Source organism: Pseudomonas sp. CFBP13508 (assembly GCF_005233515.1).
GTDB lineage: Bacteria > Pseudomonadota > Gammaproteobacteria > Pseudomonadales > Pseudomonadaceae > Aquipseudomonas > Aquipseudomonas mercuritolerans.
Window position 1 is genome coordinate 707,816 of record NZ_QFZZ01000002.1, and the last position, 25,816, is coordinate 733,631.

Below are 25,816 nucleotides of genomic sequence, written 5' to 3' on the forward strand. Positions count from 1 at the left end.
CATCGTCGGGGCTCGCTGATCGTCTCGCGCCGCGTTTGGATTGTTGAAAGGTAAGGAAAGGATCAAATGGAGTTTCTGCGTTTTCTGGCGTTCGTCGCTGTCTGGGGTTTCATGTGGCGCTGGGTGGTGAAGAACCGCGGTAGCTGGAATATTTTCTACGGCAATATCGTTGGCGCGGCGGGTGGGTTCATTGTCGGGCTGGTGATGTTGTCGATCACGTTCTCGCTGTTTCCTTCGTCGTTCGATCACGAGGCGCAGGCGCAAAACACGCCAGTCGTCGAATCGACCTCTGTGTTGCCTGAAGCCGAGGCTGTCACGCCCGCCACCGAGCTGAAAGATGCGCCGGTTTTTGCCGCCATTGAGGCGGACGACAAGCCTTCTCCCCCGGACTCCGCACTGTTGCCGAATAACGTCAGCCGAGCGCCGAAATCAATGGCGGTACAGACGGTGCTGAATCAGAGCGACTACGAGGGTCGCATGGCCCTGGCCGCACTGAACAAGAAGTTGCGCGGCGACGCACAGGCCGACAAGTCGATGATCGCGTATGTCATGTGCAGCCCGTTTGTCACCAGCACCCTGCGTTATCCCGCTTCGGCGCGTTTTGCTGACAGCAAAGCGCTGGTCAGTCATCGCTACAAGGATCAGGTCTACAGCTTCAGCAACAGCGTCACTGCGCGCAACATGAATGGCGACGATGTCACCTACCGTTTCGATTGCTCCGTGCAGGAATTGCCACGGGTTGATGCGACGGCTGGGGAGTGGCGTTTGCTGGCGCTGAAACTGCAAAAAGCCGACTCTTAAGGCTGATTTAAGGGATCAAGGCGCCGGCTGCGCTATTATCGCCGGCCTGTGCGCCTTGAGCTTTGCCCTCGATGTTTTCAACACCTGATGACCTTACCTCGCTGCCTCCTGTACTGGCCGGCCCGCTGCTGCGGCGGCTGGAGCCGACGCGCGTGGTGCTGTGGCTGGTGGGCTCGCGTGAACTGACGCTGACCTTGCGCCTGCAAGGTGTAGGAGATATCCCGCTCGACTCAGCGAAATGCACGGTCATTGCCGTAGGCCGTCATGCGTTCGTGCATCTGATCGACGTCCAACTTGAATGCGCCCTGCCCTGCGACACGTTTATCGATTACGACCTGCTGATCGATGACGCCATCGGTATGGCTGAGTGGGCGCCTCATCTGCTTTACCCCGGCGCTACCTGCGCGAACCTCGTCGTGCGTTCGCGGATCGACCAATTGCTCCACGGCTCCTGCCGCAAGCCGCATCATCCGGCAACCGATGGTTTGCTCTGCGTCGATCAATTGCTGGCCGACGAAGCCGATGCGCAACGACGTCCGGCGTTGCTGATGATGAGTGGTGATCAGGTCTATGCCGACGACGTCGCCGGGCCGATGCTGCGGGCGATTCATGCCTTGATCGAGCGTCTGGGTCTGTTCGATGAGCACCTTGACGGTGCCGTGGTCAGCGACAGCGCCAAGCTCTATGAGCACCCGGCCAGCTACTACCACCGCGCGGATTTGTTACCGGCGCTGGAGAGCAACGAGACCTTGCGCGAGCGATTTTTCGGTGGCGCGCGTAAGCCGATTTTCACCAGCAGCAGTGCCGACAATCACCTGGTGACGTTCGCCGAAGTCATGGCCATGTACATGCTGGTGTGGTCGCCGACGCCGTGGTCGCTGATCAATCCGAGCGCGCCGACGCTGACGCCGGAACGCCGCAAGCGCTACCACCTCGAGCAGACGCGCATCGATGCCTTCAAGGCGGGCCTGGGCAACGTCGCGCGGGCGCTGGCGCATCTGCCGAGCCTGATGATTTTCGATGATCACGACATCACCGACGACTGGAATCTTTCTGCGCAGTGGGAGGAAACCGCCTACGGCCATCCGTTCTCCAAGCGCATCATCGGCAATGCGCTGATTGCTTATCTGTTGTGTCAGGGCTGGGGCAACAACCCGGACGCTTTCAAAGGAATGCTGGAGCAGACCGCACAACTGAGCGCCAGTGGCGACGACGGCTATCTGGACATGCCAGTGCAGGACGATCTGATTGATCAGTTGCTGCGCTTTCAGCAGTGGCATTTCGTGCTGCCGAGCAGTCCGGCGCTGGTGGTGATCGACACGCGTACGCGGCGCTGGCGCAGCGAGATGGCACTCAAGCAGCCGTCGGGCCTGCTCGACTGGGAAGCCTTGAGCGAACTGCAGCAGGAACTGCTCGATCACCCTTCGGCAATCATCGTGTCGCCGGCGCCGATCTTCGGCGTGAAGCTGATTGAAACCGTGCAGAAAGTGTTCAGCTGGTGCGGTTATCCGCTGCTGGTCGACGCGGAAAACTGGATGGCCCATCGCGGCGCGGCCCAGGTGATCCTGAACATTTTCCGACACTCGCGCACACCGGGGAACTACGTGGTGCTGTCCGGCGATGTGCATTATTCCTTCGTCTACGAAGTGCTGATCCGCCACCGCAAGGCCGGCCCACGGATCTGGCAGATCACCAGCAGCGGCATCAAGAACGAATTCCCGCCAACGCTGCTGGAATGGTTCGACCGCCTCAACCGCTGGCTCTACTCCCCGCGCTCGCCGTTGAACTGGTTCACCAAACGCCGCTTGATGCGCATCGTCCCGTATACGCCGGAACATGCCGAGGCCGGGGAGCGGCTGTGGAATTCGGCGGGGATCGGACAGGTGTTTTTCAATGAACAGGGGCAGCCGAGCGAGATTGTTCAGCACAACTCGAATGGGGCGGAGAAGACGAGGATGCTGGCGCCGGAGTTTGCAAATGCGCCGGACTAAAGCCATGCGCTGATCTGTGGGAGCGAGCCTGCTCGCGAAGGCGCAATTTCAGTCGACATCTACTGTGAATAGTCGACCGCTTTCGCGAGCAGGCTCGCTCCCACAGGGTTTTGCGCAGACCAATCAATGTGCGGCTAGAGCCCGCCCAACCCCTCTGACGATCATCCCCACCTCGCGCTCATCAATCGTCAGCGGCGGCAGCAACCTGATGGTCTTGCCACGAGTCACGTTGATCAACAAGCCGTGATCCCGCGCGGCGATCAGCGTCAGATCGCGCACCGGTTGTTTCAGTTCGATACCGATCATGAGGCCCTGCCCCCGGATTGCCAGCACGTTCGGGTTGTCTGCCAATTCGGCGCGCAAGCGTTCCAGCAGCCGTGCGCCCTGCACCCGCGCATTCTCCAGCAGGCCTTGCTCTTCGATGATGTCCAGCACCGTGCAGCCAACCCGACAGGCCAGCGGATTGCCGCCGAAAGTGCTGCCGTGGCTGCCCGGGGTGAACAGGTCCGCCGCGCGGCCACGGGCCAGGCAGGCGCCGATCGGCACGCCATTGCCAAGGCCTTTGGCCAGGGTCATGACGTCGGGAACGATGCCTTCGTGCTGGAAGGCGAACCACTGCCCGGTGCGGCCGATACCGGTCTGGATTTCATCGAGCATCAGCAGCCACGAGTGGCGATTGCACAGGTCGCGCAGGGCTTTGAGATAACCTGGCGGTGCGACTTGTACGCCACCTTCGCCCTGAATCGGCTCGACCAGAATCGCCACGATGCGCGCGCCGTGTTTGCGCTGTATTTGCTCCAGCGCGGCGAGATCGCCGAACGGCACTTTGACGAAGTCCCCCGGCAGTTCGTTGAAGCCCAGGCGCACCGCCGGGCCATCGCTGGCAGACAGCGTGCCGAGGGTGCGGCCATGAAACGCGTTGGCCATGACCACCACCAGCGGCTGCTCGATGCCTTTGCGCCAGCCGTACAGGCGCGCCAGTTTCAGTGCCGTCTCGTTCGCTTCGGCGCCGGAGTTGTTGAAAAACGCGCGCTCCATCCCCGACAACACAGTCAGCCGCTTGGCCAGTTGTTGTTGCCAATCGATGCTGTACAGGTTGGAGGTGTGCAGCAGCAATCCCGCCTGCTCGCTGATCGCCGAGACAATGCGCGGATGCGAGTGGCCGACATTGGTCACTGCCACGCCGGCAACAGCGTCCAGATATTCGCGCCCCGCCTGATCCCACAGGCGCGTGCCCAGGCCCTTGGTGAAACTCAGGGCCAGTGGTTGGTAGGTATTCATCAGGGCGGCGGTCATGACGTGAAACTCCATTGCAGGTCGGTGTTTTTGCAGTATGGTTAGCCACCTGAGCTGGATAAACTCGGAAAAACTTCAATCATTTAAAAGCTGAGCTTGATAATGGATTTGTTCCAGTCGATGGGCGTGTACGTCAAAGTGGTCGAAACCGGGAGCATGACGGCCGCCGCCGCTAAGTGCGAAATGTCGACGACGATGGTGGGCAATCATCTGCGCGCGCTGGAGCAACGGCTCGGCGTGCAACTGCTGCAACGCACCACGCGCCGCCAGCGCCTGACCGAATTCGGCAGCGTCTATTATCAGCGCTGCCTGGAAGTGCTCGGCCTGGTGGCCGACTCCGAACGCCTGGCCGAACAAGCTTCGGACGAGCCGCGCGGTTTGCTGCGTATCACCGCGCCGCTGACCTTCGGCGTCGAACGACTGACCCCGGCCCTCAGCGAATACTCCTTGCTCTATCCGCAAGTGAAGCTCGACGTGGTGCTGACCAACAGCCGTCCGGATCTGCTGGAGAACGGCCTCGATGTCGCGTTCCGCCTGGGCAATTTCGACCAATCCAACCTGATCGCCCGGCCTTTGATCGACTACACCCTGACGGTCTGCGCTTCCCCCGAATACATCGCGCGGCGCGGCATGCCGCACACGCCACAGGATTTGCAGCAACACGAATGTCTGTCCTTCGCCTACCCGGCTGGGGATGACTGGCAATCGGTGGAAAAACGCTGGCGTCTCAGCGGCCCGGAAGGTGAAGTCCTCGTTGACGTCAGCGGGCCGATGCTGATCAACAGCTCCGCCGGACTGCATCAAGCGGCGCGCAACGGCATGGGCATCATGATGCTGCCCGATGCGCTGGTGGAGCAGGATCTGCGCGACGGCAAACTGGTCAGGGTAATGACGGACTACCAACCGCCGAGCAGGCCGATGCATCTGTTGTATGCGCAGGATCGCTATCGACTGCCGAAGCTGAGAAGGTTTGTCGAGTTTGCGATGCGTACGTGGGGGAAACCCGCTGACGCCATGCTCGGAAAATAACGCACGCCGGGAAAAATCCCGACCACCATACCGTTGCTCCGTGACAACGCCGCCCCGCTCCCCTAAATTAGTCGGCCTGAAAAAGACCTCGTGCTTTCTCGCCTCAACTCAAGTTAAAAAAGTAGTGAAATTTCAATGTCCGATTTCAACACCGCTGAATCCGTAGTCACCCAGTCGTCCAAAGCGGAATACGAAAACTCCATCAATCTTTCACAACACCTGCCACAAGCCAAAATCATCAGCGAGATGGTCCTGGACGCGTTCCAGTCGACCCGCGAAAGCGACCAGATCCGTGAATTGCGTGCGGCGATCCGTCAGGCGCATGACAGCTTTGATGACGACAAGGCGTACGAGCTGATGGGCGAACTCAAGCGCCTGAAAGACGCCGAGGCAGCGGACATCGCCGCGCTGGAAGACCTGAGCAGCAGGTTCTCGATCGGGCGCATTCTGTCCAGCTTCAAGGACGATCCGGCGTTTCAGGAAATCGTTTATGGTCTGGCGCTGAAGGTGCTGAATCAGACCCACCAGGCGATCAGCAACCCGAGCGGCGGCAAGAGCAAGGCCGCCAAAAAGAAAGAAGTGGAAATCTTCACCATCAGCAAGGACGGCGCCAGCGTAACCCTGCCAATGCGCACGCCGCGTTCGCGCCTGAATGTTGATCGTGAGGCACTGGAATTCCTCGGTTTCACCTTCGTGGGTGAAGGCGATGAAGCCGAGCTGGAGAGCGAAACCTTCGTCGATAACGCCGGCACGGAACAGGCGGTGAACCGCAAGAACATCATCACTGCCCTGCAGCAGCAGACGGCGTTTGACGGGTATAGCATCGCGGCGCAGTAATCTGCAAAGCGCTTGCGAAAAAGCCCCGCACTGAGATTCAGGCGGGGCTTTTTGTTGTCCGGCTTGTGATTCGTGAGGAGGCGAAAATCGTCGCCCCTCATCGGAACGCCGCCCGCCCAGCCCTCTCCCGAGGGAGAGGGAGCCGACTTGTGTGATTTTCAAACCTGAGTTCGGCTCGGTATTTCAGGTCGGCGTATATCTTGAGAGCCCCTCAGTCAGTCCCCTCTCCCTCCGGGAGAGGGTTAGGGTGAGGGCAAACCGCTACCCCCCTCAAGCCGAAGGATGCAACGCCGCAATCATGTCCACTTCAATCGCCGCATTCTTCGGCAACTGATACACGCCGATGGTCGTGCGCGTATGCCGCCCGGCATCACCCAGCACATGGCTGAAGACATCCGAAGCGCCGTTGGCCACTTCGCTCAGGTCGACAAAGTCAGCAGTCGACTTCACATACACCGTGACACGCAACAACGCGCGAATCTTGTCCAGCGAACCGACCGCATCGACGATCAGCGCCAGGCAACGCATGGCGCTGATGCTTGCGGCGGCTTGCGCATCCTTGAGGTTCAATTCCAGCCCCACGCGACCGGGATACAGGACCTTGCCATTGACCCGCGGCACCATGCCGCTGATGTACAGCTCATCGTGATGACGGATCAGCGGCGCGTAATTGCCACCGGCGGTGTTCTCGCCATAGATGTCGTAGTTGAGTTCTTTGGCCAGGGCGATAAAGCGCTCATCGCAGGTCATCCGTTCGGTCATTGCGCCCAGCCTTTTTGAGTTAAGCCAATTTGTTTAGCCAGATGAGGGCCGCATCAGACTCACTGGCATGCCGTTGACATATTTGGATCCAAATCTAGGTCTTTTACTTGAACTGCGCAACCAGCCAATACAAAGGCCAGTTTCAAAGCACTTCGGCTCTCCCGCCACACTAATGCCAGTCGGCGGGGCATATCGCTACGATTGTGTCCATCCGATAGCAAACCTAATGTCCTGGAAAAGCGACAGACAATCCAACCCGTGGCTAAGCACTTAGCTACTTATTTGCGGTTATAGGTGCTTTCCGCTATAACCATGAATAATTCCGTATGAGATCTAGCTGTGGACAAGAATACCAACCCCTTCAACCCCGGAGCAGGTGTTTCCCCACCCGAATTAGCGGGCCGATCGGAAGTACTCGAAACGGCAGAGACTGCATTGGCTCGCACAAAGCGCGGCAAGCACGCAAAATCCTTGATGATATTGGGCCTACGCGGTGTCGGAAAAACGGTACTTCTGAATCAGATCAAAGATCGAGCTTTGGCATTGGGTTATCTCGCCGAAATGCAGGAGGCCCATGACGGTGCGGAGTTGAAACAGCTCTTGATTCCGGTGTTACGCCGCGTGCTGTTGCGTTTGGATCGAGTGCAGAACACGGTCGAGACGGTCAAAAGAGGGATACGCATACTTCGTAGCTTTATCGGCAATATCACCATCGCGGCGGGCGGGGCCGAAGTTACGCTTGGCGGAGACTCCGAAGCCGGCTATGCCGACAGTGGCAATCTGGAAGATGATCTCCGTGACGTTCTGATAGCAACAGCGGAGGCCGCGAGGGACGCAGGGAAACCAGTCGCCATTTTGATTGATGAATTACAGTATCTTTCCAAAGATGAGCTTGGCGCGCTTATCCGCGGCATCCACGCGGTCAACCAGGCAGCTCTCCCTCTGATTCTTTTTGGCGCGGGTCTTCCACAGCTTGCGGGCCAAGCAGGCGATGCGAAAAGTTATGCGGAGCGACTATTCGAATTTCCTCGTCTGGGCGCTCTCTTAGAGACAGATGCCTGGAAAGCCTTGCGTGATCCTGTTGAAGAAGAAGGCGCCAGTATCTCTGACGACGCATTGCGTGAGATTTTTGAAAAAACCCACGGCTATCCCTATTTTTTGCAGGAGTGGGGCTATACCGCTTGGAACATTGCCAAAGCACCGACCATAACCGAGGCCGATGCGCAGGCAGCGACAGAGGAAAGCATCCGTAAACTTGACGAGTCGTTTTTCAGGGTCCGCTTTGATCGCACCACGCCGGCTGAAAGGGACTACATGCGTTGCCTTGCCGAGTTGGGAGAGGGACCGCAACGCTCTGCTGACGTAGCCAAAGCGCTGGGGCGAAACGCTACGAGCCTGGGCCCCGTACGCGATAGCCTGATCAAAAAGGGCATGATCTACAGTCCCGAGTACGCACTGATAGCATTCACCGTTCCGTTGTTCGATGAATTTATGAGGCGTGTGACTGCCTCACCACTTACATAAACGTCGCATTAGTCACACACCCCTCAAGCCGCCACCACAAGCTGTTGGGCCAAGGAGCAGGCAAATCGGCACACTCCAGGCCAGCCAACAAAAAACCCCGCACATCTCTCAACGTGCGGGGTTTTTCCTGAAGCTTGCGAACCTTACGGCGCGTACGTCAGCAGCAGCTCTGTCGGTACCTTGAAGTCCAGGGACATCATGACGCTCAACGCAGTGATGGTGAAGATCGAGAACACGAACAGCTTGCGTGCCCAGACGGTGTCATCAACTGCCTTGTAGCCGGTCCAGGCCATGTACAGCCAGTACATGCCCATGGCGGCGGCGACGGCGAGGTAGCTCATGCCGGCGTAGCCGCTGAAGGTCAGCATCAAGGTCGCCACGAGGAACGCCAGGATGTAGAGCAGGATGTGCTTCTTGGCCACTTGAATGCCGCGTTTCACTGGCAGCACCGGAATCGATGCGGCCAGGTAATCGTTGAAACGGAAAATCGCGATGGCGTAGGAATGCGGCATCTGCCACAGGCTGAACATCACCAGCAGGGTCAGTGCGGCCATGTCGAAGCTGTTGGTCACGGCAACGTAACCGATCACTGGCGGCATGGCGCCCGACAGACTGCCCACCAGCGTGCCGTGAACCGACTTGCGCTTGAGGTACAGGCTGTAGAAGCCGACGTAGATGATGAAGCCGATTACTGCGAACAAGGCAGCCAACGGGTTGGCCACCTTGTACAACAAGGCAACGCCGAAAACACCCAGAATGGTCGCGTAAACCAGGGCCAGTTTCAGGGAGATGAGGCCCTGGACCAGCACACGGTTCTTGGTGCGTTCCATCTTCAGGTCGATGTCGCGGTCGATGCAGTTGTTGAACACGCAACCGGAGGCCACGACCAGGGAAGTACCGATCATGGCGGCCAGAAACACCGCCAGATCGACATGCCCTTTCGAGGCCAGGAAGAACCCGCCTGCCACAGAAAGCACGTTACCGAAAATGATCCCCGGTTTGGTGATTTGGATAAAGTGCTTGAGCGACATCGGGTCTACCTCACTTCGCCATCATGTACGTGTGGATGCTGAACATGATCCACAGCGACAGGCCAACCAGCAGCACGATCACGATCGCCGTAAAGACGAATGCGATCACGTTGTTACGCTGTGCAATGGAACGGTCCAGGTGCAGGAAGTAATACAGGTGAACGATCACCTGGATCACTGCGAACAGCAGAACGATTGCCAGCGTCGTCGACTTCGGCAGGGTCGGGTACATCACCAGACCGAACGGAATGACGGTCAGGATTACCGACAGGATGAAGCCGATGGCGTACGACTTGACGCTGCCGTGGCCAGCATCGTGGCTGTCATGGGAGTGTGCATTAGCCATTACAGAGTCCCCATCAGGTAAACAACGGTGAAGACGCAAATCCAGACCACGTCCAGGAAGTGCCAGAACAGGCTCAGGCAGCTCAGACGGGTCTTGTTGGTCGACGTCAGGCCATGCTTGTTGACCTGATACATCATGATGCCCATCCAGATCAGACCGGCCGAAACGTGCAGACCGTGGGTACCGACCAGGGTGAAGAACGCCGACAGGAAGCCCGAACGGCTAGGACCGAAGCCCTCGGAGATCAGCAGGTGGAACTCGTTGATCTCCATGGCGATGAAGCCCGCGCCGAGCAGGAAGGTCATGAACAACCAGCCCAGGACCGCCTGCTTCTTGCCTTTGTACAACGCCAGCATGGCGAAGCCGTAGGTGATCGAACTGAACAACAGCAGAGCGGTTTCGCCCAGCACGTATGGCAGTTCGAAGATGTCGTGGCCCGACGGGCCACCGGCAACGTTGTTTACCAGTACTGCGTACACCGCGAAGATCGACGCAAACAGAATGCAGTCGGTCATCAGGTAGAGCCAGAAACCGTATACGGTCATCTCGCCCGAGTCGTGGTGATGGTCATCGTGCCCATGGTCACCATGGGCGTGTCCAACATTGGTCACTAAGTTCGACATGGTTTAAGCCTGTTCCAACGAGGTTTCAACACGGGTGGCATTGGCCGGGATTTTCCCTGCCGCGACCAGACGCTTGTGCTGCTCGGCTTCGATACGCTCGATCGTTTCAACCGGAACCATATAGCCCTGGTCGTCACGTGCAGCGTGGATCACGAAGTAAACGACGGTGCCCACCAGGCTCGCGATCGCCAGCCACCAGATGTGCCAGATCATCGCGAAACCGAAGACGGTCAACAGCGCGCCCATCACCACGCCAGTGGCGGTGTTGTTCGGCATGTGGATCGGCTCGTACTTGGCCGGACGCTGGTACGCAGTACCGTTTTCCTTGGCTTCGGTGAACGGGTCGATGCAGTCAGCCTTAGGCAGCACAGCGAAGTTGTAGAACGGTGGTGGCGACGAGGTCGACCATTCCAGGGTGTGTGCATTCCACGGGTCACCGTGATCGCAAACGTTCTCTGGCTTGTTGCGGTCACGCACACTGACGTACAGCTGGATCAGCTGGCAGGCGATACCGGCAGCAATCATCACCGCACCGAACATGGCAACGTACAGATACGGTACCCACTCAGGGTTGGTGGTGGCGTTCAGACGACGGGTCATGCCCATGAAGCCCAGTGCATAGAGCGGCATGAACGCGACGAAGAAGCCCGAGATCCAGAACCAGAACGCTGCTTTACCCCAGCCTTCGTGCAGCTTGAAGCCGAACGCTTTCGGGAAGTAGAACGCGAAGCCAGCGATGTAACCGAATACCGCACCGCCGATGATCACGTTGTGGAAGTGCGCGATCACGAACAGGCTGTTGTGCAGCACGAAGTCAGCACCCGGGATGGCCAGCAGTACGCCGGTCATGCCGCCGATGGCGAAGGTCACCATGAAGCCCAGAGTCCACATTACCTGGCTGGTGAAGCGCAGACGGCCCTGGTAGATGGTGAACAGCCAGTTGAACAGCTTCACACCCGTCGGGATGGAAATCAGCATCGTCGCCAGACCGAAGAAGGCGTTGACGCTTGCACCCGAACCCATGGTGAAGAAGTGGTGCAGCCAGACCATGAAGCCCAGTACCGAGATCGCGCCCGAGGCGTAGATCATCGAGTGGTGGCCGAACAGTTTCTTGCCGGTGAAGGCCGAGATCACTTCCGAGAAGATGCCGAAGGCCGGCAGGATCAGGATGTAAACCTCAGGGTGGCCCCAGGCCCAGAACAGGTTGACGTACATCATCGGATTGCCACCAAGTTCATTGGTGAAAATGTGGAAATCCATGTAACGGTCAAGGGTCAGCAGTGCCAGGGTAGCGGTCAGGATCGGGAATGAAGCCACGATCAGAACGTTTGCCCAGGTGCAGGTCCAGGTGAAGATCGGCATGTCCATCAGTTTCATGCCAGGGGTACGCATTTTCAGTACGGTCGCGAGGAAGTTGACCCCGGTTAACGTCGTACCCAATCCGGATAGCTGTAGCGCCCAGATGTAGTAATCCATACCCACGCCAGGACTGTATTGCAGACCCGACAGCGGCGGATACGCAACCCAACCGGTCTTGGCGAATTCACCGATACCCAGCGACAGGTTGATCAGCACAACGCCGGACACCAGCAGCCAGAAGCTCAGGGAGTTCAGGAACGGGAACGCAACGTCACGCGCGCCGATCTGCAGCGGCACTGCAAGGTTCATCAGGCCGGTGAAGAATGGCATCGCCATGAAGATGATCATGATCACACCGTGAGCGGTGAAGATCTGGTCATAGTGTTCAGGTGGCAGGTAGCCAGGCGAACCCTCGGTGGCCATGGCCAACTGGGTACGCATCATGATCGCATCGGCAAAGCCGCGCAACAGCATGACCATGGCGACGATGATGTACATCACGCCGATTTTCTTGTGGTCGACCGAAGTCAGCCACTCGGTCCACAGGTACGTCCACTTCTTGAAGTAAGTGATCGCAGCGAACAGCGCCAGACCGCCGAGGGCGATCATGGCGATGGTCACCATCACGATCGGCTCGTGGAATGGGACTGCTTCCCAACTTAATTTACCAAACATCGTTTACTCCTCTGCCCCGGCAGCTGAATGCGAACCCGCGTCAATATCCGTGGCCGCCACTTCTTTCTCTTTCTTCTCGTGCTTCAGCGGCTTGCCCGGCTTCATACCTTCGTACTTGTCGACGATGATCTGGAACTGGTTCGGCGTGACCGACGAGTAGAGTTCGACTGGGTTGTTCTGGCTCGGTTTGGCCAGGGCCGCGTATTCAGCCTGATCAAGCTGTTTAGGCGACTTCTTGACTTCACTTACCCAGGCGTCGAAATCTTCCTGAGTGGTGGAGATAGCCTTGAATTTCATACCGGTGAAACCGGCACCGCTGTAGTTGGCGGAGATACCGTCCATCTCAGCGTTGCGGTCAGCGATCAGGTGCAGCTTGGTCTGCATGCCCGCCATCGCGTAGATCTGGCCGCCCAGGCCCGGGATGAAGAACGAGTTCATCACGGCATCGGAGGTGATCTTGAAGTTGATTGGCGTGTGCGCCGGGAACACGATCTTGTTGACCGTGGCAATGCCTTGTTCCGGGTAGATGAACAGCCACTTCCAGTCCAGCGCGACGACTTCGATGGTCACCGGCTTGACGTCAGACTCGATCGGACGATACGGGTCCAGCTCGTGAGTCGAGATGTAAGTGATGTAGCCCAGGGCGATGATGATCAGCACCGGGATGGTCCATACGGCCACTTCGATCTTGGTCGAGTGCGACCACTTCGGCGTGTAGACGGCGTTCTTGTTCGAAGCGCGGTACTTCCAGGCAAACAGGAAGGTCATGACGATGACCGGCACGACGACCAACAGCATCAGCAGCGTGGCGGTGATGATCAGGTTGCGCTGTTCCAGGCCGACCTGGCCCGTTGGATTGAGCAAGGTCATGTTGCAGCCTCCCAGCAACAACGTGCCGAGCAGCGGCACTAGGCCTAGTAATCTGGGGTACCTGTTTTTACTCATCTCACGACCTCTAAAGCAGCTTGCGCAATGCAGTTGGGTTTTGATCGCCAACACTTCACCCTGCCAAGGGTTGGCATTTTCTTTGGATTGAATAAGGGCCGCCCGTCGCGCGTACACGCTCGACAAAACCTTGGGACAGCGTTCAGTTCTTATTCGAATTCGTGGTCAAAGGCCTTGTTACAGACCAATTCCATTTGGTGCGGAAAGTTGGAAAGGCACCGACACCTGGGTGTCTCGAAAGCCTCGCGGCTTGCTCGACACCCGACCTCCTGATCAGTTCCTTGATAAGGGCTGAACAGCGCCGGGAATTCAGTGCGGGCGATTGTAGATAGGTAGCGCCCTATACACCATGTCTTATCCCGAAATAATTTTTATCACTCAGAGCAACAATCCATCGCCATTTTTGCAAAAGTTGCGCAAGTTATCGAAAGCGTTTCTCAATAAAAGCAGCAAAATCCGCCAACGTAACCGCCTCAAATCAGACAGCTCTGCACCCGATCTACAAACGCTGGAGCGGCGCAAAGCCCGATGTTCCAAGGGCTTCGCCCATCTGCCGGCGCCTGTTAAAACTGCCTGCTCTGGTACGCCCGTGCTGAAGCCCGAAAACGCTGAAACTGGCCAATGTTTTTATGTAACAGGCGGCCAATCCGCCGTATCCCGAGTCCCTGCGACAGCCCCTGTGTGACAACATGTCGCACATTTGCCGCACGCTTCATTGCCGTTCGTCACGGTGTTTTCACAAACGCTCTGAAATGCAAAACGCCCCGATTTTCATCAGCGAAAATCGGGGCGTTTTGTTTATCGGCAGGTGCGCGCAGAAGTTGACTCAGCGCAGCGTTTTTCGATTTCGCGAAGTCAGCAGCGGCACCAGAATCACCACCAGCACGAACGCCACCAGCGCCCATTGCGCCAGCGACAGACCGAGGATCGGTGGATACGGCGTCGAGCAGAAACCGTCGACCTGGAAGCCCAGCGGGAAGATTTTTGCCAGCGGCAGATCATCGACAATCGGCTGCAGCACATCGACGCCACAGCTCACCGCCGGATAGAACTGCGTATAGACGTGATGCCCGGCCACACCGGCCCCGGCAATCGCACAGATCACTACCAGCGTCTCGAACACGGTGATGCTGCGACGGCTGCGCATGCCCGCACCGATGAAGGCGAACAGGGCGATCAACAACAGTGCATAGCGCTGCAGAATGCACAGCGGGCAAGGTGCTTCGCCGAGCACGACCTGCATGTAAAGTGCGCCGCCGATCAACGCCAGGCAGATGATCCCCAGCAACACCAGATAGCGCCGCTCACGCCCCAACCGCATCGTTTCCTCGCTCATTGCCTTTCCTTTGTAAGTCCATGGTCCAGCCGGCCGGCGGCTGAAATTGTCGCAAGTCTACACCGGGGCAATAAACGATAGAGCGGTTAAGGAATGATTAACCAACATGGCTTTTGCGGCGCGCAGAAGATTCGCGAGCAGGCTCGCTCCCACAATGGATCTGCGTCGAACGCAAATCCGGTGGGCGCGAGCCTGCTCGCGAACGACACAACTCGGTCTCGGATCACTCCAGAGCAGCAGCCGGCCCGAAGAACTCGTAACGGCTCTGCTTCTCCGGCACGCCCAACGCTTTCAGGTGCCGTTTGATCGCGCCCATGAACCCTTTAGGCCCGAGGAAGTACGCATCGACATCGCGCTGCGCCGGCAGCCACTGGCCGAGCAGTTCTTCGCTGAGCAGGCCGACCTTGTCCGCCGCCGGGCTGACGCCATCCTCTTCGGCGTAGCAATAGAAGCGCTTGAGTTGCGGATGGCGCGCCGCCAGCCCATCGACCCAGTCGCGGAACGCGTGGACGCTGCCGTTGCGCGCGCAGTGGATAAAGTGCACCGGGCGTTCGGTGGCCAGCGCAGCTTCCAGCATCGCCAGCGTCGGGGTGATGCCGACGCCGCCGCTGATCAGCACCAGCGGCTTGTCGCTGGCCGCCAGGGTGAATTCGCCCGACGGCGGGAACAGTTGGATGCTCGAGCCGACGTGCAGTTGATCATGCAGATAGTTGGACGCGCGGCCATTCGGTTCACGCTTGACGCTGATGCGGTACTGACCGTTATTGGCCAGTGACGACAGCGAATAGTTGCGACGGATTTCTTCGCCGTCGAGGATCAGCTTCATGCCGATGTACTGACCCGGTTCGGCCGCAAGAATCGGCCCTTTGTCTGCCGGTTCGAAGTAGAACGAGGTGATTTCCGCGCTCTCCTGCACCTTCGCCGCGACGATGAATCCCCGCGCACCGCGCCAGCCGCCGACGGCGTGTTCCTTCTGGTCGTAGATCGCGGTCTCCGCGCCGATGAGAATGTCGGCCAGTTGCCCGTATGCCGCTCCCCAGGCACTCATCACCTCAGGCGTGGCGATCTCTTCGCCGAGCACTTCGGAAATGGCGCGCAGCAGGCAGGTGCCGACGATCGGATAGTGCTCTGGCAGAATCTGCAGGGCGACGTGCTTGTTGATGATCTTCGCCACCAGATCGCCCAACTGGTCGAGCTGATCGATGTGCCGGGCGTACATCAGCACGCCGTTGGCCAAGGCACGCGGCTGATCGCCACTGGCCTGGTGCGCCTGGTTGAACAACGGCCGCACCTCTGGGTATTCGGAAAGCATCATGCGGTAGAAATGCGTGATCAACGCCTCGCCGCCGCTTTCCAGCAGAGGCACGGTGGATTTGATGATGGCACGATCCTGGACGCTAAGCATAAAGTGACTCCTGCGCTTTCTTGAAAGATTGCCTTGGGGTTATCAGCTTTCGTGCCAACTAATTAATCCTTTATTTTCAATAGTTTGGGATCAACCTAGTCATTTCGACACAAATGAACGTATAGTCATCACGACTACACCTTGTCTCTTTGACTACATAATCATGATCGCCAAATCCCTGCTTACCGCCCTGCTGCCTCTGGTCGCCGACCTGTCCCGCGAACTGCCCGAAGGTGAGCGCTACCGGCGCCTCCTCGAGGCCATGCGCGCCTTGTTGCCCTGCGATGCCGCCGCGTTGTTGCGTCTGGATGGCGAATCATTGGTGCCGCTGGCGGTGGACGGTCTAAGCACCGACACTCTCGGCCGGCGCTTCAAGGTCAGCGAGCACCCGCGTTTTGAAATACTGCTGGCCGGCGCCGGGCCGACGCGCTTCGCTGCCGACAGCGACTTGCCCGATCCTTACGACGGATTGGTCGATGGCCTCGACGATCATCTTGAAGTTCACGACTGCCTCGGCTGTCCTTTATTCGTCGATGAAAAACTCTGGGGCCTGATCACCCTCGACGCACTGGACCCGGAGCGTTTCGAGCCGATCGAACTCGACGCCCTGCAAGCCTTCGCCAGCCTCGCCTCGGCCACGGTCAATGCGGCCGAACGCATCGAACGTCTGGCCACCCGCGCCGAAGACGAGCATCAGCGCGCCGAGGTTTACCGTCAGGCCAGCGGTCAGCAGAACCGCGAAATGATCGGCCAGAGCAAGGCGCATAAACGTCTGGTGGAAGAAATCAATCTGGTCGGCGGCAGTGATCTGACCGTTCTGATCACCGGCGAAACCGGGGTCGGCAAAGAGCTGGTAGCCCAAGCGATCCACGCCGCCTCCGCGCGCGCCGACAAACCGATGATCAGCCTCAACTGCGCCGCCCTCCCCGACACGCTGGTGGAAAGCGAACTGTTCGGCCACGTGCGCGGCGCCTTCACCGGCGCCACCAGCGACCGGCGCGGCAAGTTCGAACTGGCCAATGGCGGCACGCTGTTTCTTGATGAAGTCGGCGAGCTGTCGCTGACAGTCCAGGCGAAGTTGCTGCGCGTATTGCAGAGCGGTCAATTGCAGCGCCTGGGCTCGGACAAGGAGCACCAGGTCGACGTGCGTCTGATTGCCGCGACCAATCGCGATCTGGCCGAAGAAGTGCGCAGCGGTCGCTACCGTGCCGACTTCTATCACCGTTTGAGCGTGTATCCGCTGCGAGTGCCGGCGCTGCGTGATCGCGGGCGCGACGTGTTGCTGCTCAGTGGTTTCTTTCTCGAGCAGAACCGCTCGCGCATGGGCCTCAATAGCCTGCGCTTGAACAGTGATGCTCAGGAAGCGCTGCTGGCCTACACCTGGCCGGGGAATGTCCGGGAGCTGGAGCATTTGATCGGGCGCAGTGCGCTGAAGGCGTTGGGCAATTGCAAGGTCAGGCCGAAGATTTTGAGTCTGAGCGCGGCGGATCTGGATCTGCCCCGTGAGGTTGTGGATAACGTGGTTGCGCCTTCTAATGCAGACTTGGCCAATGCAATGCCGATGATCGGTGGTGATTTGCGCAGTGCCACCGATGAGTTTCAGCGGCGCCTGATCAGCGCAGCGCTGGAGCGTCATCAGGATAACTGGGCGAGTGCGGCGCGGGAGTTGGGGGTGGATCGGGCGAATCTGGGGCGGATGGCTAAGCGTTTGGGGATGAAAGATTGATAGATGACGGCCAAGAGCCAAATGCCCCTCACCCCAGCCCTCTCCCAAAGGGAGAGGGAGCCGATTGGGGGATATTGGAGAACTCTGTCGACCTGAACGTGATTTACCGAATCCATAACCTGACAGGCTCCTGTGCGCTAGTCGATTCAAGCTCTTCGAATCCATAATCGACTCGTTTTTTCAGGTCAATGTATGACGCGCGACACCTCGGTCGGCCCCCCTCTACCTCCGGGAGAGGGCTGGGGTGAGGGGCTTTTGATCTGTGACGACAAACTAAAGCCCACCCCATTCAAGCCGATAACCCGGCATCAAAGGTTTCTGGCGATTTCCACTCTCGCCCATCCACAGAAGGTTCTTATGTCCTCCACCAAAGCCCGCGCAGATTCACTTTCGCTTCTGCTGTTTACCTTGCGCAGCGGCAAGCTGATGGCGATCAACCTGCTGAAAGTCAGTGAAATCATCCCCTGCCCGCCGCTGACCAAGCTGCCGGAGTCGCACCCGCACGTCAAAGGCATCGCCTCCCTGCGCGGTGCATCGCTGTCGGTGATCGACCTCAGCCGCGCGATCGGCGAGCGGCCGCTGGAAGATCCCAACGGTGGCTGCCTGATCGTCACCGATGTCAGCCGTTCCAAGCAGGGTCTGCATGTGCAGGCGGTGAGCAAGATCGTCCATTGCCTGACCACCGACATCAAGCCGCCACCGTTCGGCTCCGGCGGCTCGCGCGCCTACATCACCGGCGTGACCTCGGTGGACGGTACGCTGGTGCAGGTGCTGGATATCGAAAAAGTCATCCACAGCATCGCCCCGGCGCAGATCGAAATGGCGCCCACCGACCTGACCATGGAAGACGCCGAAGTGCTCGGCAACGCGCGCATTCTGGTGGTCGATGACAGCCAGGTGGCCCTGCAGCAATCGGTGCACACCCTGCGCAACCTCGGCCTGCAATGCCACACCGCGCGCAGTGCCAAGGAGGCCATCGACTGCCTGCTCGACCTGCAAGGCACCGCGCAGCAGATCAACCTGATCGTCTCCGACATCGAGATGTCCGAGATGGACGGCTACGCCTTCACCCGCACCCTGCGCGAGACCCCGGACTTTGCGCACTTGTACGTCTTGCTGCACACCTCCCTCGACAGCGCGATGAACAGTGAAAAGGCGCGGCTGGCCGGTGCCAATGCGGTGCTGACCAAGTTCTCCTCGCCGGAGCTGACCCAACGCCTGATCGAAGCGGCCAAGCACGTCGCGGCCAACGGGCACTGAGTCTTGACCGAAACGTTTTGCTTTCTGCTGCGGCGCGACTTGAGTGAAGCGGTGCCGGATGCGCAGTGGCCGGACGGGGTTGAGCTGTCCGTCTACCGCGAGGAGCTGGCGCCGGCGGTGCATCAGTTGATGCAGCTTGGACATCTGAAAGGTGGCGGTCGAGTGCCGTCACTGGACGACTGGCGTCAGCGCTTTGCCAGCGACCCTGAATACGATCCAGCATTGTGTTTCGTGGCCTGCGATGCCGAGGGCGTGGTGGGCGTGGCGCAGTGCTGGACCAGTGCGTATATCAAGAATCTGGTGGTGCATCCGCGAATGCAGGGCCGGGGGCTTGGGCGGGCGTTGTTGCTGCATGCCTTCAGCGTCTTTCAACAGCGGCGTGAAGGGTTTGTCGATTTGCGGGTTCTGGAGGACAACCTGCGGGCGCGGCGGTTGTATGAAAGTGTCGGGATGTATGTGGTCCGCCGGGAATTGGTGCCGGACTGATTAAGTCAAAAGATCGCAGCCTTCGGCAGCTCCTACAGGAGGGCGCACATCCATGAAGGAGCCGCCGAAGGCTGCGATCTTTTAGCGGTGCCCCAGGCAACAAAACTCTTCAGGCAGACTCCAACCTTGGCCACCCACGACCAAGGAAGCCCAATTTGAAAATCCTCACCGCAATCCTGCTCAGCCTCACCGCCCTCGCCTCCCAGGCCCACGCCTCCAGCCCCGACGCCTGGGCCGCCTACGACAAGACCGTGCTCGCCAGTTGCACCAAGGCCAGCGGTCTGAAAAACGTCAAACCGGTCGGCACACCTGCGCAATTCGATGACCGCGTCGGTTACACCGCCGTTCTGCTGCAAGGCCAATACCCGCAAAAACACATGAAAGGCCAGCAAGGCAGCGAGCTGTGTCTGTACAACAAACAGTCGAAAACCGCGTACGTCACCGAGTGGGATTCGATTCGCCCGACCGCCAACCCCCAGTGAATGGCGCACTACTTGCTTCGACCCGGCCCTGTGCGGTGGTTTTCCGCCACCGTTTCACACCCTGATTGAAGACAGATCGCTCAATGAATACGACGTTTTCCTGCGTAGGTTGCGGCAAATGCTGCACCGACCACCATGTCCCGCTGACGCTCGCCGAAGCCCGCATGTGGGCGGCCGATGGCGGTCAGGTGATCGTGCTGGTCGAGGCGTTTCTTGGCAATGGCCTGGGCCTGCCGGCGCAGCAGCGCGAACATGCCGAGCGCCGTTCGGCAGTGGTCCGCAGTGGCACTGCCGATGCTCATGTGGCGATCACCTTTGCCGCCTACAACGTCGGCCCCTGCCGGAATCTTGACGACGACAAGCGCTGCCGGATCTACGAGCGGCGCCCGCTGGTGTGCCGGATTTACCCGGCGGAAATCAATCCGCACATCCCGCTCAATCCTGCTGCCAAGGATTGCCCACCGGAGTCCTGGGAACAGGGACCGGAGCTGATCGTGGGCGGCGAGTTGGTTGATCGGGAACTGCTGGAGTTGATTCAGCGTTCGCGTCAGGCGGATCGGGATGACATCAGACTCAAGGATGCGATCTGCGCAACGTTGGGGATTCGCACCACGGCGCTCAAGGGCGACGGGTTCACCGCGTACTTGCCGAACATGGATGCCTTTGCGGCAGTGATCGACCAAGTGAGCGCGCAACCGCTGGCGGCGCGAACCAGTGAATGGCTGTTTCATTTGTCTGGCGATGACGTAGCCGGACAGGTACTGGCTGCGGGTGGGCAGGTGGTGACCGAGCCGGCGCAGACTTATGCGTTCATTTCATTGCGCGCGGCTTGATCTGACATTTGTGGTGTAGCGGCTGTCGCATTCGCGAGCAGGCTCGCTCCCACATTGGATCTGCGCCAAACACAAAACCTGTGGGAGCGAGCCTGCTCGCGAAGAGGCCAGCACCATAACTTTCCGATGTCAGCGCTTGCCCATCGACCGACGCGTACCCGGCGGCGCCATGCCCGGGGTTTTGGTGTGGCCATTCTTCGCGCCATTCTTGTACCACGGCTGATTCGAGCCTTTCGCCGAGGCAAGCTCGCCCGGCTTGAACGGGAACTTGAACGGCGGAATCTCGGCCTTGGTTTCGCTGGCATCAGCCACTTCAGCCGGGACGTCGCTCACAGCGTCGTCAACCGGCGGTTGGGTCGGGGAAGTCATAAAAGCTCCGGGAACAAAAAGTCGGCCCGATCAGAGAGCCGCAAAGGCGCGCAGTATACCTGTGCGCTCTGGCTCGGCATCTGAAGATTTGCACCGTGCGCTGAACGGGTTTCCCTTCACCCTAACCCACTCCCGAGGGAGAGGGGACAGACCGAGGTTTTTACTCAAGGTTCGCCGACAAGGGATACCGAGTCGAACTCAGGTTTGAAAAGCCCACAAATCGGCTCCCTCTCCTTGGGGAGAGGGCTGGGCGGGCGGCGTTCCGATGAGGGGCGAATCCAACACAAGACCATCGCCGCACACTGCTACTCCCCAGCTATCCAAACGAAACTGACAATCCTGACAGCCAGCCGTCACCCTGCCGACCGCCTGACCGGTTTATAACTGGTCAATCTGCCCAAACTCCAGACTTCGGCGCCGCGCATGTCCATCCAGAAAAACAAAATCCTGCTGGCCACTTTCCTCATTCTGCTGGCAGCCGCCGGCCTGTGGTTCGCGTTGAAACCGGCGCCGGCCAAACTGGCTACACCGACTGCCATCCCGGTGCGGGTGGTGACGGTCAGCGCCAAAGACGTGCCGCGTTACACCAGCGGCATCGGCTCGGTGCTGTCGCTGCACAGCGTGGTGGTGCGCCCGCAGATCGACGGCATTCTGACGAAGATCCTGGTCAAGGAAGGTCAACTGGTCAAAGCAGGCGACCTGCTCGCCACCATCGACGACCGCTCGATCCGCGCCAGCCTCGACCAGGCCCGGGCGCAGTTGGGCGAGAGTCAGGCGCAGTTGCAGGTCGCGCTGGTCAATCTCAAGCGCTACAAACTGCTCAGCGTCGACGACGGCGTGTCGAAGCAGACCTTCGATCAGCAACAGGCACTGGTCAACCAGCTCAAAGCCACGGCACAAGGCAATCAGGCCTCGATTGATGCAGCGCAAGTGCAACTGTCCTACACGCAGATTCGCTCCCCGGTCACCGGGCGCGTCGGTATTCGTACGGTCGATGAAGGCAACTTCCTGCGCATGACCGACACCCAAGGCCTGTTCACCGTCACGCAGATCGACCCGATCGCCGTCGAGTTCTCCCTGCCGCAGCAGATGCTGCCGACCCTGCAGAGCCTGATCAGCGATCCGCAACGCGCCCCGGTCAAGGCGTACATCGGAGCCGATACTGATGGCGAAACCGGCAATCTGCTCGGCGAAGGTCAGCTGACCCTGATCGACAATCAGATCAACGCCAACACTGGCACCATCCGCGCCAAGGCCGAATTCGCCAATGCCAGCCAGAAGCTCTGGCCGGGTTTGCTGGTGACGGTAAAAATTCAGACGGCTGTGGATAAAGATGCGCTGGTGGTTCCGCCCACCGTCGTACAGCGTGGCCTCGAACAACACTTTGTTTACCGCGTGAAGGACGACAAGGTCGAGGCGGTGCCGGTGCAAATGGTTTATCAGGGCAGCGGCCAGGACATCATCAAAGGTGTCAACGCTGGTGACGTGCTGGTGACCGACGGCCAGTCGCGACTCAAACCTGGCTCGAGCGTGCAAGTCATGAGCGAGCCAGCGCAAGTGGTGCAGGCGGAGCCCAAGCCATGAACTCGCACAAGGGCATCTCGACCTGGTGCATCGATCACCCGGTGGCGACGATTTTGCTGACGTTCGCTTTGGTACTGGTCGGCGTAATTGCCTTCCCGCGCTTGCCGATTGCGCCACTGCCGGAAGCGGAGTTTCCTACGATCCAGGTCTCGGCACAGTTGCCCGGCGCCAGCCCGGACACCATGGCTTCCTCAGTGGCGACGCCGCTGGAGGTGCAATTCAGCGCCATCCCCGGCATGACCCAGATGACCTCCAGCAGCGCGCTGGGCTCAACCCTGCTGACCCTGCAATTTACCCTCGATAAAAGCATCGACACCGCCGCCCAGGAAGTACAGGCGGCGATCAACACCGCCGCCGGCAAGTTGCCCAAAGACATGCCGACGCTGCCCACATGGAAGAAGGTCAACCCGGCCGACAGCCCGGTGCTGATCCTCAGTGTCAGCTCGACACAGATGCCCGGCACCGAGCTCAGCGACCTGGTGGAAACCCTTCTCTCGCGTCAGATCAGCCAGATCGACGGCGTCGGCCAGATCAACATCACCGGTCAGCAACGCCCGGCGATTCGCGTGCAGGCTTCGGCGGACAAACTCGCGGCGATTGGCCTGACCCTCGCCGATATCAGACTGGCGATCCAGCAGACCAGCCTTAATCTGGCTAAAGGTGCGCTGTACGGCGAATCAAGCATCTCCACGCTCTCGACCAACGATCAGTTGTTCCACCCCGAGGACTACAGCCAGCTCATCGTTTCCTACAAGGACGGCGCCCCGGTTCACCTGCGCGATGTCGCCAAAGTCGTCAACGGTGCGGAAGATGCCTACGTGCAGGCCTGGGCCGGTGATCGGCCGGGAGTGAACCTGGTGATCTCGCGCCAGCCCGGCGCCAACATTGTTGAAACCGTCGACCGCATTCAAGCCGCCCTGCCCGGCCTCGAAGCGATGCTGCCGGCCTCGGTGCAGGTGAAAACCCTGATCGACCGCACGCAGACCATTCGCGCCTCGCTGCATGAAGTCGAGATCACTTTGCTGATCGCAATCCTGCTGGTGGTCGCAGTGATGGCGCTGTTCCTGCGCCAGTTATCGGCGACGCTGATTGTCTCGGCGGTGCTCGGTGTCTCGCTGATCGCCAGTTTCGCCCTGATGTACGTCCTCGGTTTCAGCCTGAACAACCTGACGCTGGTGGCGATCGTCGTCGCGGTCGGCTTCGTCGTGGACGATGCGATTGTGGTGGTGGAAAACATCCATCGCCATCTCGAGGCCGGCGACGATATGCGCGAGGCGGCGATCAAGGGGGCTGGCGAGATTGGCTTCACCGTCGTTTCGATCAGCTTCTCGCTGGTGGCGGCGTTTATTCCGTTGCTGTTCATGGGCGGTGTGGTCGGGCGACTCTTCAAGGAATTCGCCCTGACCGCGACTTCGACGATCATGATTTCCGTGGTGGTGTCGCTGACGCTGGCGCCAACCCTTGCCGCGCTGTTTATGCGTAAGCCGGTACATCACGCCAATGCCAAACCCGGCTTTAGTGAACGCTTGCTCGGCTGGTACGAAAAAGGCCTGCGTCGCGCTCTCGATCATCAGAAATTGATGATCGGCGTGTTCGGTCTCTCGCTGGCGTTGGCGGTCGCCGGGTACATTTTCATTCCCAAGGGGTTCTTCCCGGTGCAGGACACCGGGTTCGTCCTCGGCACCACCGAAGCCGCTGCGGACATTTCCTACGGAGATATGGTGAAAAAACACTTGGCCATGGCCGAAATCGTCGCGGCCGATCCGGCGGTGCAGGCGTTTTCTCATTCGGTCGGGGTTTCCGGCAGCAACCAGACTATCGCCAACGGGCGCTTCTGGATCGCCCTGAAAAAACGTGGCGATCGCGATGTCAGCGCCAGCCAGTTCATCGATCGCATCCGCCCGCAGCTGATGAAAGTCCCCGGCATCGTCCTGTATCTGCGCGCCGGGCAGGACATCAACCTAAGCTCCGGCCCCAGCCGTGCGCAGTACCAATACGTACTCAAGAGCAACGACGGCGCGACCCTCGCCACCTGGACCCAGCGCCTGACCGAAAAACTGCGCAGCAATCCGGCATTCCGCGACATATCCAATGACCTGCAACTGGGCGGCAGCATCACTCACATCAGCATCGACCGCAGCGCCGCCGCGCGCTTCGGCCTGACCGCCAGCGATGTCGACGAGGCGCTGTACGATGCATTCGGCCAACGGCAGATCAATGAATTCCAGACCCAGGTCAACCAATACAACGTGATTCTCGAGCTGGACACCAAACAGCGCGGCAAGGCCGAAAGCCTCAACTATTTCTACCTGCGCTCACCACTGAGCGGCGAGATGGTGCCGCTGTCGGCGCTGGCAAGGTTTGACGCGCCAACCATCGGCCCGCTGTCGATTGCTCACGACGGCATGTTCCCCGCCGCCAACATGTCATTCAACCTCGCCCCTGGCGTGGCATTGGGCGATGCGGTGATTCAGCTCAACCAGGCCAAGGCCGAGATCGGCATGCCCACCGCGATCAGCGGCAATTTCCAGGGTGCGGCGCAAGCGTTCCAGAGTTCGCTGGCCAGCCAGCCGTGGCTGATTCTGGCGGCGCTGGTGGCGGTGTACATCATTCTCGGCGTGCTTTATGAAAGCTTCGTGCATCCGCTGACGATCATTTCGACCCTGCCGGCGGCAGGTCTGGGCGCGGTGATCATGCTGTGGATCTGCGGCCAGGACTTTTCGATCATGGCGTTGATCGGCCTGGTGCTGCTGATCGGCATCGTCAAGAAGAACGGCATCCTGATGATCGATTTCGCGCTCGAGGCGCAGCGCCAGCGCGGACTGTCGCCGCAGGAGGCGATTTTCGAAGCGTGCATCACCCGGTTCCGGCCGATCATCATGACCACCCTCGCCGCGCTGCTCGGCGCATTGCCGCTGATGCTCGGCTACGGCACCGGCGCCGAATTGCGCCAGCCGCTGGGGATTGCCGTAGTCGGCGGTTTGCTGGTCAGCCAGATGCTGACGCTGTTCACCACGCCGGTCATATACTTATGGCTCGAGCGGCTGTTTCACCGGCACTCACACCCACTAGCCCCAACGCCCGCAACGGCACTGGCGACCACAGACTGAGGCGGT

At 59.5% G+C, this 25,816-nt stretch carries 23 protein-coding genes; 13 read left to right on the plus strand and 10 right to left on the minus strand.

Annotated elements, in window-relative coordinates; all coding sequences use genetic code 11:
- The first annotated feature begins 66 nt into the window (after window positions 1–66).
- Together PspCFBP13508_RS07615 and PspCFBP13508_RS07620 are read left to right on the plus strand one after the other, a co-directional pair.
- Window positions 67–801 carry a hypothetical protein gene (locus tag PspCFBP13508_RS07615; RefSeq protein ID WP_071173532.1) on the plus strand — a complete coding sequence of 245 codons (735 nt, stop codon included), beginning with the start codon at window positions 67–69 and terminating at the stop codon, window positions 799–801.
- Window positions 802–872: 71 nt separating this feature from the next.
- Entirely contained in the window at window positions 873–2,792 is a 1,920-nt protein-coding gene (locus PspCFBP13508_RS07620) for an alkaline phosphatase D family protein (protein ID WP_137214111.1), read from the plus strand.
- Window positions 2,793–2,915: 123 nt separating this feature from the next.
- On the opposite strand, the gene PspCFBP13508_RS07625 is transcribed toward PspCFBP13508_RS07620, so the two are convergent.
- Window positions 2,916–4,088: an aspartate aminotransferase family protein gene (locus PspCFBP13508_RS07625; protein WP_137214112.1), complete on the minus strand. Its 1,173-nt coding sequence runs from the start codon at window positions 4,086–4,088 to the stop codon at window positions 2,916–2,918.
- Between the two features lie 102 nt (window positions 4,089–4,190).
- Between PspCFBP13508_RS07625 and PspCFBP13508_RS07630 the strand changes: the two genes are divergently transcribed.
- Together PspCFBP13508_RS07630 and PspCFBP13508_RS07635 are read left to right on the plus strand one after the other, a co-directional pair.
- Complete coding sequence (locus PspCFBP13508_RS07630; protein WP_137214113.1) at window positions 4,191–5,117, plus strand: LysR family transcriptional regulator; 927 nt, start codon at window positions 4,191–4,193, stop codon at window positions 5,115–5,117.
- A gap of 135 nt (window positions 5,118–5,252) precedes the next feature.
- Entirely contained in the window at window positions 5,253–5,954 is a 702-nt protein-coding gene (locus PspCFBP13508_RS07635) for a hypothetical protein (RefSeq protein ID WP_137214114.1), read from the plus strand.
- Window positions 5,955–6,224: 270 nt separating this feature from the next.
- On the opposite strand, the gene PspCFBP13508_RS07640 is transcribed toward PspCFBP13508_RS07635, so the two are convergent.
- Entirely contained in the window at window positions 6,225–6,716 is a 492-nt protein-coding gene (locus PspCFBP13508_RS07640) for a RidA family protein (protein WP_137214115.1), read from the minus strand.
- Window positions 6,717–7,055: 339 nt separating this feature from the next.
- Between PspCFBP13508_RS07640 and PspCFBP13508_RS07645 the strand changes: the two genes are divergently transcribed.
- Entirely contained in the window at window positions 7,056–8,240 is a 1,185-nt protein-coding gene (locus tag PspCFBP13508_RS07645; RefSeq protein WP_130911222.1) for an ATP-binding protein, read from the plus strand.
- 143 nt (window positions 8,241–8,383) lie between these two features.
- Here PspCFBP13508_RS07645 and cyoE read toward each other — a convergent pair whose 3' ends face one another.
- From cyoE to cyoA, 5 genes are read right to left on the minus strand one after another with little or no spacing between them, the layout of a single operon-like run.
- Window positions 8,384–9,271, minus strand: coding sequence for a heme o synthase (gene cyoE, locus PspCFBP13508_RS07650; protein ID WP_137214116.1), 888 nt, complete (start codon window positions 9,269–9,271; stop codon window positions 8,384–8,386).
- A 10-nt stretch (window positions 9,272–9,281) separates the two neighbouring features.
- Window positions 9,282–9,617: a cytochrome o ubiquinol oxidase subunit IV gene (gene cyoD, locus PspCFBP13508_RS07655; protein WP_011335842.1), complete on the minus strand. Its 336-nt coding sequence runs from the start codon at window positions 9,615–9,617 to the stop codon at window positions 9,282–9,284.
- The gene (cyoC, locus tag PspCFBP13508_RS07660; RefSeq protein WP_016773303.1) at window positions 9,617–10,240 is read right to left on the minus strand and encodes a cytochrome o ubiquinol oxidase subunit III; all 624 of its coding nucleotides are present in this window, start codon (window positions 10,238–10,240) and stop codon (window positions 9,617–9,619) included. Before cyoC ends, cyoD begins: the two co-directional genes overlap by 1 nt.
- Window positions 10,241–10,243: 3 nt before the next feature.
- Window positions 10,244–12,274 (minus strand): cytochrome o ubiquinol oxidase subunit I, encoded by a 2,031-nt coding sequence (gene cyoB, locus PspCFBP13508_RS07665; RefSeq protein WP_039761405.1) that lies wholly within the window; start codon window positions 12,272–12,274, stop codon window positions 10,244–10,246.
- A 3-nt stretch (window positions 12,275–12,277) separates the two neighbouring features.
- Window positions 12,278–13,219, minus strand: a complete 942-nt coding sequence (gene cyoA / locus PspCFBP13508_RS07670) for a ubiquinol oxidase subunit II (RefSeq protein ID WP_024014231.1) — start codon at window positions 13,217–13,219, stop codon at window positions 12,278–12,280.
- 349 nt (window positions 13,220–13,568) lie between these two features.
- Here cyoA and PspCFBP13508_RS07680 point away from each other — a divergent pair, with 349 nt between their 5' ends.
- Entirely contained in the window at window positions 13,569–13,904 is a 336-nt protein-coding gene (locus tag PspCFBP13508_RS07680) for a hypothetical protein (protein ID WP_137214117.1), read from the plus strand.
- A gap of 141 nt (window positions 13,905–14,045) precedes the next feature.
- Here PspCFBP13508_RS07680 and PspCFBP13508_RS07685 read toward each other — a convergent pair whose 3' ends face one another.
- Together PspCFBP13508_RS07685 and hmpA are read right to left on the minus strand one after the other, a co-directional pair.
- Entirely contained in the window at window positions 14,046–14,555 is a 510-nt protein-coding gene (locus tag PspCFBP13508_RS07685; RefSeq protein WP_137214118.1) for a disulfide bond formation protein B, read from the minus strand.
- Between the two features lie 223 nt (window positions 14,556–14,778).
- On the minus strand, window positions 14,779–15,960 hold the full coding sequence (gene hmpA / locus PspCFBP13508_RS07690; protein ID WP_137214119.1) for an NO-inducible flavohemoprotein: 1,182 nt from the start codon (window positions 15,958–15,960) through the stop codon (window positions 14,779–14,781).
- 163 nt (window positions 15,961–16,123) lie between these two features.
- Here hmpA and norR point away from each other — a divergent pair, with 163 nt between their 5' ends.
- The 5 genes from norR (at window position 16,124) to PspCFBP13508_RS07715 (ending at window position 20,747) form a co-directional block, all read left to right on the plus strand.
- Complete coding sequence (gene norR / locus PspCFBP13508_RS07695; protein ID WP_137214120.1) at window positions 16,124–17,686, plus strand: nitric oxide reductase transcriptional regulator NorR; 1,563 nt, start codon at window positions 16,124–16,126, stop codon at window positions 17,684–17,686.
- 357 nt (window positions 17,687–18,043) lie between these two features.
- Window positions 18,044–18,946: a chemotaxis protein gene (locus PspCFBP13508_RS07700; RefSeq protein ID WP_016773296.1), complete on the plus strand. Its 903-nt coding sequence runs from the start codon at window positions 18,044–18,046 to the stop codon at window positions 18,944–18,946.
- Window positions 18,947–18,949: 3 nt separating this feature from the next.
- A complete protein-coding gene (locus PspCFBP13508_RS07705; RefSeq protein WP_137214121.1) occupies window positions 18,950–19,432 on the plus strand; it encodes a GNAT family N-acetyltransferase in 483 nt (160 codons plus the stop codon).
- 155 nt (window positions 19,433–19,587) lie between these two features.
- Window positions 19,588–19,914, plus strand: coding sequence for a hypothetical protein (locus PspCFBP13508_RS07710; RefSeq protein WP_137214122.1), 327 nt, complete (start codon window positions 19,588–19,590; stop codon window positions 19,912–19,914).
- An 83-nt stretch (window positions 19,915–19,997) separates the two neighbouring features.
- Entirely contained in the window at window positions 19,998–20,747 is a 750-nt protein-coding gene (locus PspCFBP13508_RS07715; protein ID WP_137214123.1) for a YkgJ family cysteine cluster protein, read from the plus strand.
- A gap of 129 nt (window positions 20,748–20,876) precedes the next feature.
- On the opposite strand, the gene PspCFBP13508_RS07720 is transcribed toward PspCFBP13508_RS07715, so the two are convergent.
- Window positions 20,877–21,116, minus strand: coding sequence for a hypothetical protein (locus PspCFBP13508_RS07720; RefSeq protein WP_137214124.1), 240 nt, complete (start codon window positions 21,114–21,116; stop codon window positions 20,877–20,879).
- Window positions 21,117–21,539: 423 nt separating this feature from the next.
- Between PspCFBP13508_RS07720 and PspCFBP13508_RS07725 the strand changes: the two genes are divergently transcribed.
- Together PspCFBP13508_RS07725 and PspCFBP13508_RS07730 are read left to right on the plus strand one after the other, a co-directional pair.
- Window positions 21,540–22,700, plus strand: a complete 1,161-nt coding sequence (locus tag PspCFBP13508_RS07725; RefSeq protein WP_137214125.1) for an efflux RND transporter periplasmic adaptor subunit — start codon at window positions 21,540–21,542, stop codon at window positions 22,698–22,700.
- Window positions 22,697–25,810: a multidrug efflux RND transporter permease subunit gene (locus PspCFBP13508_RS07730; protein ID WP_137214126.1), complete on the plus strand. Its 3,114-nt coding sequence runs from the start codon at window positions 22,697–22,699 to the stop codon at window positions 25,808–25,810. The genes PspCFBP13508_RS07725 and PspCFBP13508_RS07730 overlap by 4 nt, the downstream gene beginning before the upstream one ends.
- The last annotated feature ends 6 nt before the right edge of the window (window positions 25,811–25,816 follow it).

Bases quoted from the DNA above. Each gene is read 5' to 3' on its own strand.
- PspCFBP13508_RS07615 (WP_071173532.1), top strand. From the start codon at position 67: ATGGAGTTTCTGCGTTTTCTGGCGTTCGTCGCTGTCTGGGGTTTCATG.
- PspCFBP13508_RS07620 (WP_137214111.1), top strand. From the start codon at position 873: ATGTTTTCAACACCTGATGACCTTACCTCGCTGCCTCCTGTACTGGCC.
- PspCFBP13508_RS07625 (WP_137214112.1), bottom strand. From the start codon at position 4,088: ATGACCGCCGCCCTGATGAATACCTACCAACCACTGGCCCTGAGTTTC.
- PspCFBP13508_RS07630 (WP_137214113.1), top strand. From the start codon at position 4,191: ATGGATTTGTTCCAGTCGATGGGCGTGTACGTCAAAGTGGTCGAAACC.
- PspCFBP13508_RS07635 (WP_137214114.1), top strand. From the start codon at position 5,253: ATGTCCGATTTCAACACCGCTGAATCCGTAGTCACCCAGTCGTCCAAA.
- PspCFBP13508_RS07640 (WP_137214115.1), bottom strand. From the start codon at position 6,716: ATGACCGAACGGATGACCTGCGATGAGCGCTTTATCGCCCTGGCCAAA.
- cyoE (WP_137214116.1), bottom strand. From the start codon at position 9,271: ATGTCGCTCAAGCACTTTATCCAAATCACCAAACCGGGGATCATTTTC.
- cyoD (WP_011335842.1), bottom strand. From the start codon at position 9,617: ATGGCTAATGCACACTCCCATGACAGCCACGATGCTGGCCACGGCAGC.
- cyoC (WP_016773303.1), bottom strand. From the start codon at position 10,240: ATGTCGAACTTAGTGACCAATGTTGGACACGCCCATGGTGACCATGGG.
- cyoB (WP_039761405.1), bottom strand. From the start codon at position 12,274: ATGTTTGGTAAATTAAGTTGGGAAGCAGTCCCATTCCACGAGCCGATC.
- cyoA (WP_024014231.1), bottom strand. From the start codon at position 13,219: ATGAGTAAAAACAGGTACCCCAGATTACTAGGCCTAGTGCCGCTGCTC.
- PspCFBP13508_RS07680 (WP_137214117.1), top strand. From the start codon at position 13,569: ATGTCTTATCCCGAAATAATTTTTATCACTCAGAGCAACAATCCATCG.
- PspCFBP13508_RS07685 (WP_137214118.1), bottom strand. From the start codon at position 14,555: ATGAGCGAGGAAACGATGCGGTTGGGGCGTGAGCGGCGCTATCTGGTG.
- hmpA (WP_137214119.1), bottom strand. From the start codon at position 15,960: ATGCTTAGCGTCCAGGATCGTGCCATCATCAAATCCACCGTGCCTCTG.
- norR (WP_137214120.1), top strand. From the start codon at position 16,124: ATGATCGCCAAATCCCTGCTTACCGCCCTGCTGCCTCTGGTCGCCGAC.
- PspCFBP13508_RS07700 (WP_016773296.1), top strand. From the start codon at position 18,044: ATGTCCTCCACCAAAGCCCGCGCAGATTCACTTTCGCTTCTGCTGTTT.
- PspCFBP13508_RS07715 (WP_137214123.1), top strand. From the start codon at position 19,998: ATGAATACGACGTTTTCCTGCGTAGGTTGCGGCAAATGCTGCACCGAC.
- PspCFBP13508_RS07720 (WP_137214124.1), bottom strand. From the start codon at position 21,116: ATGACTTCCCCGACCCAACCGCCGGTTGACGACGCTGTGAGCGACGTC.
- PspCFBP13508_RS07725 (WP_137214125.1), top strand. From the start codon at position 21,540: ATGTCCATCCAGAAAAACAAAATCCTGCTGGCCACTTTCCTCATTCTG.
- PspCFBP13508_RS07730 (WP_137214126.1), top strand. From the start codon at position 22,697: ATGAACTCGCACAAGGGCATCTCGACCTGGTGCATCGATCACCCGGTG.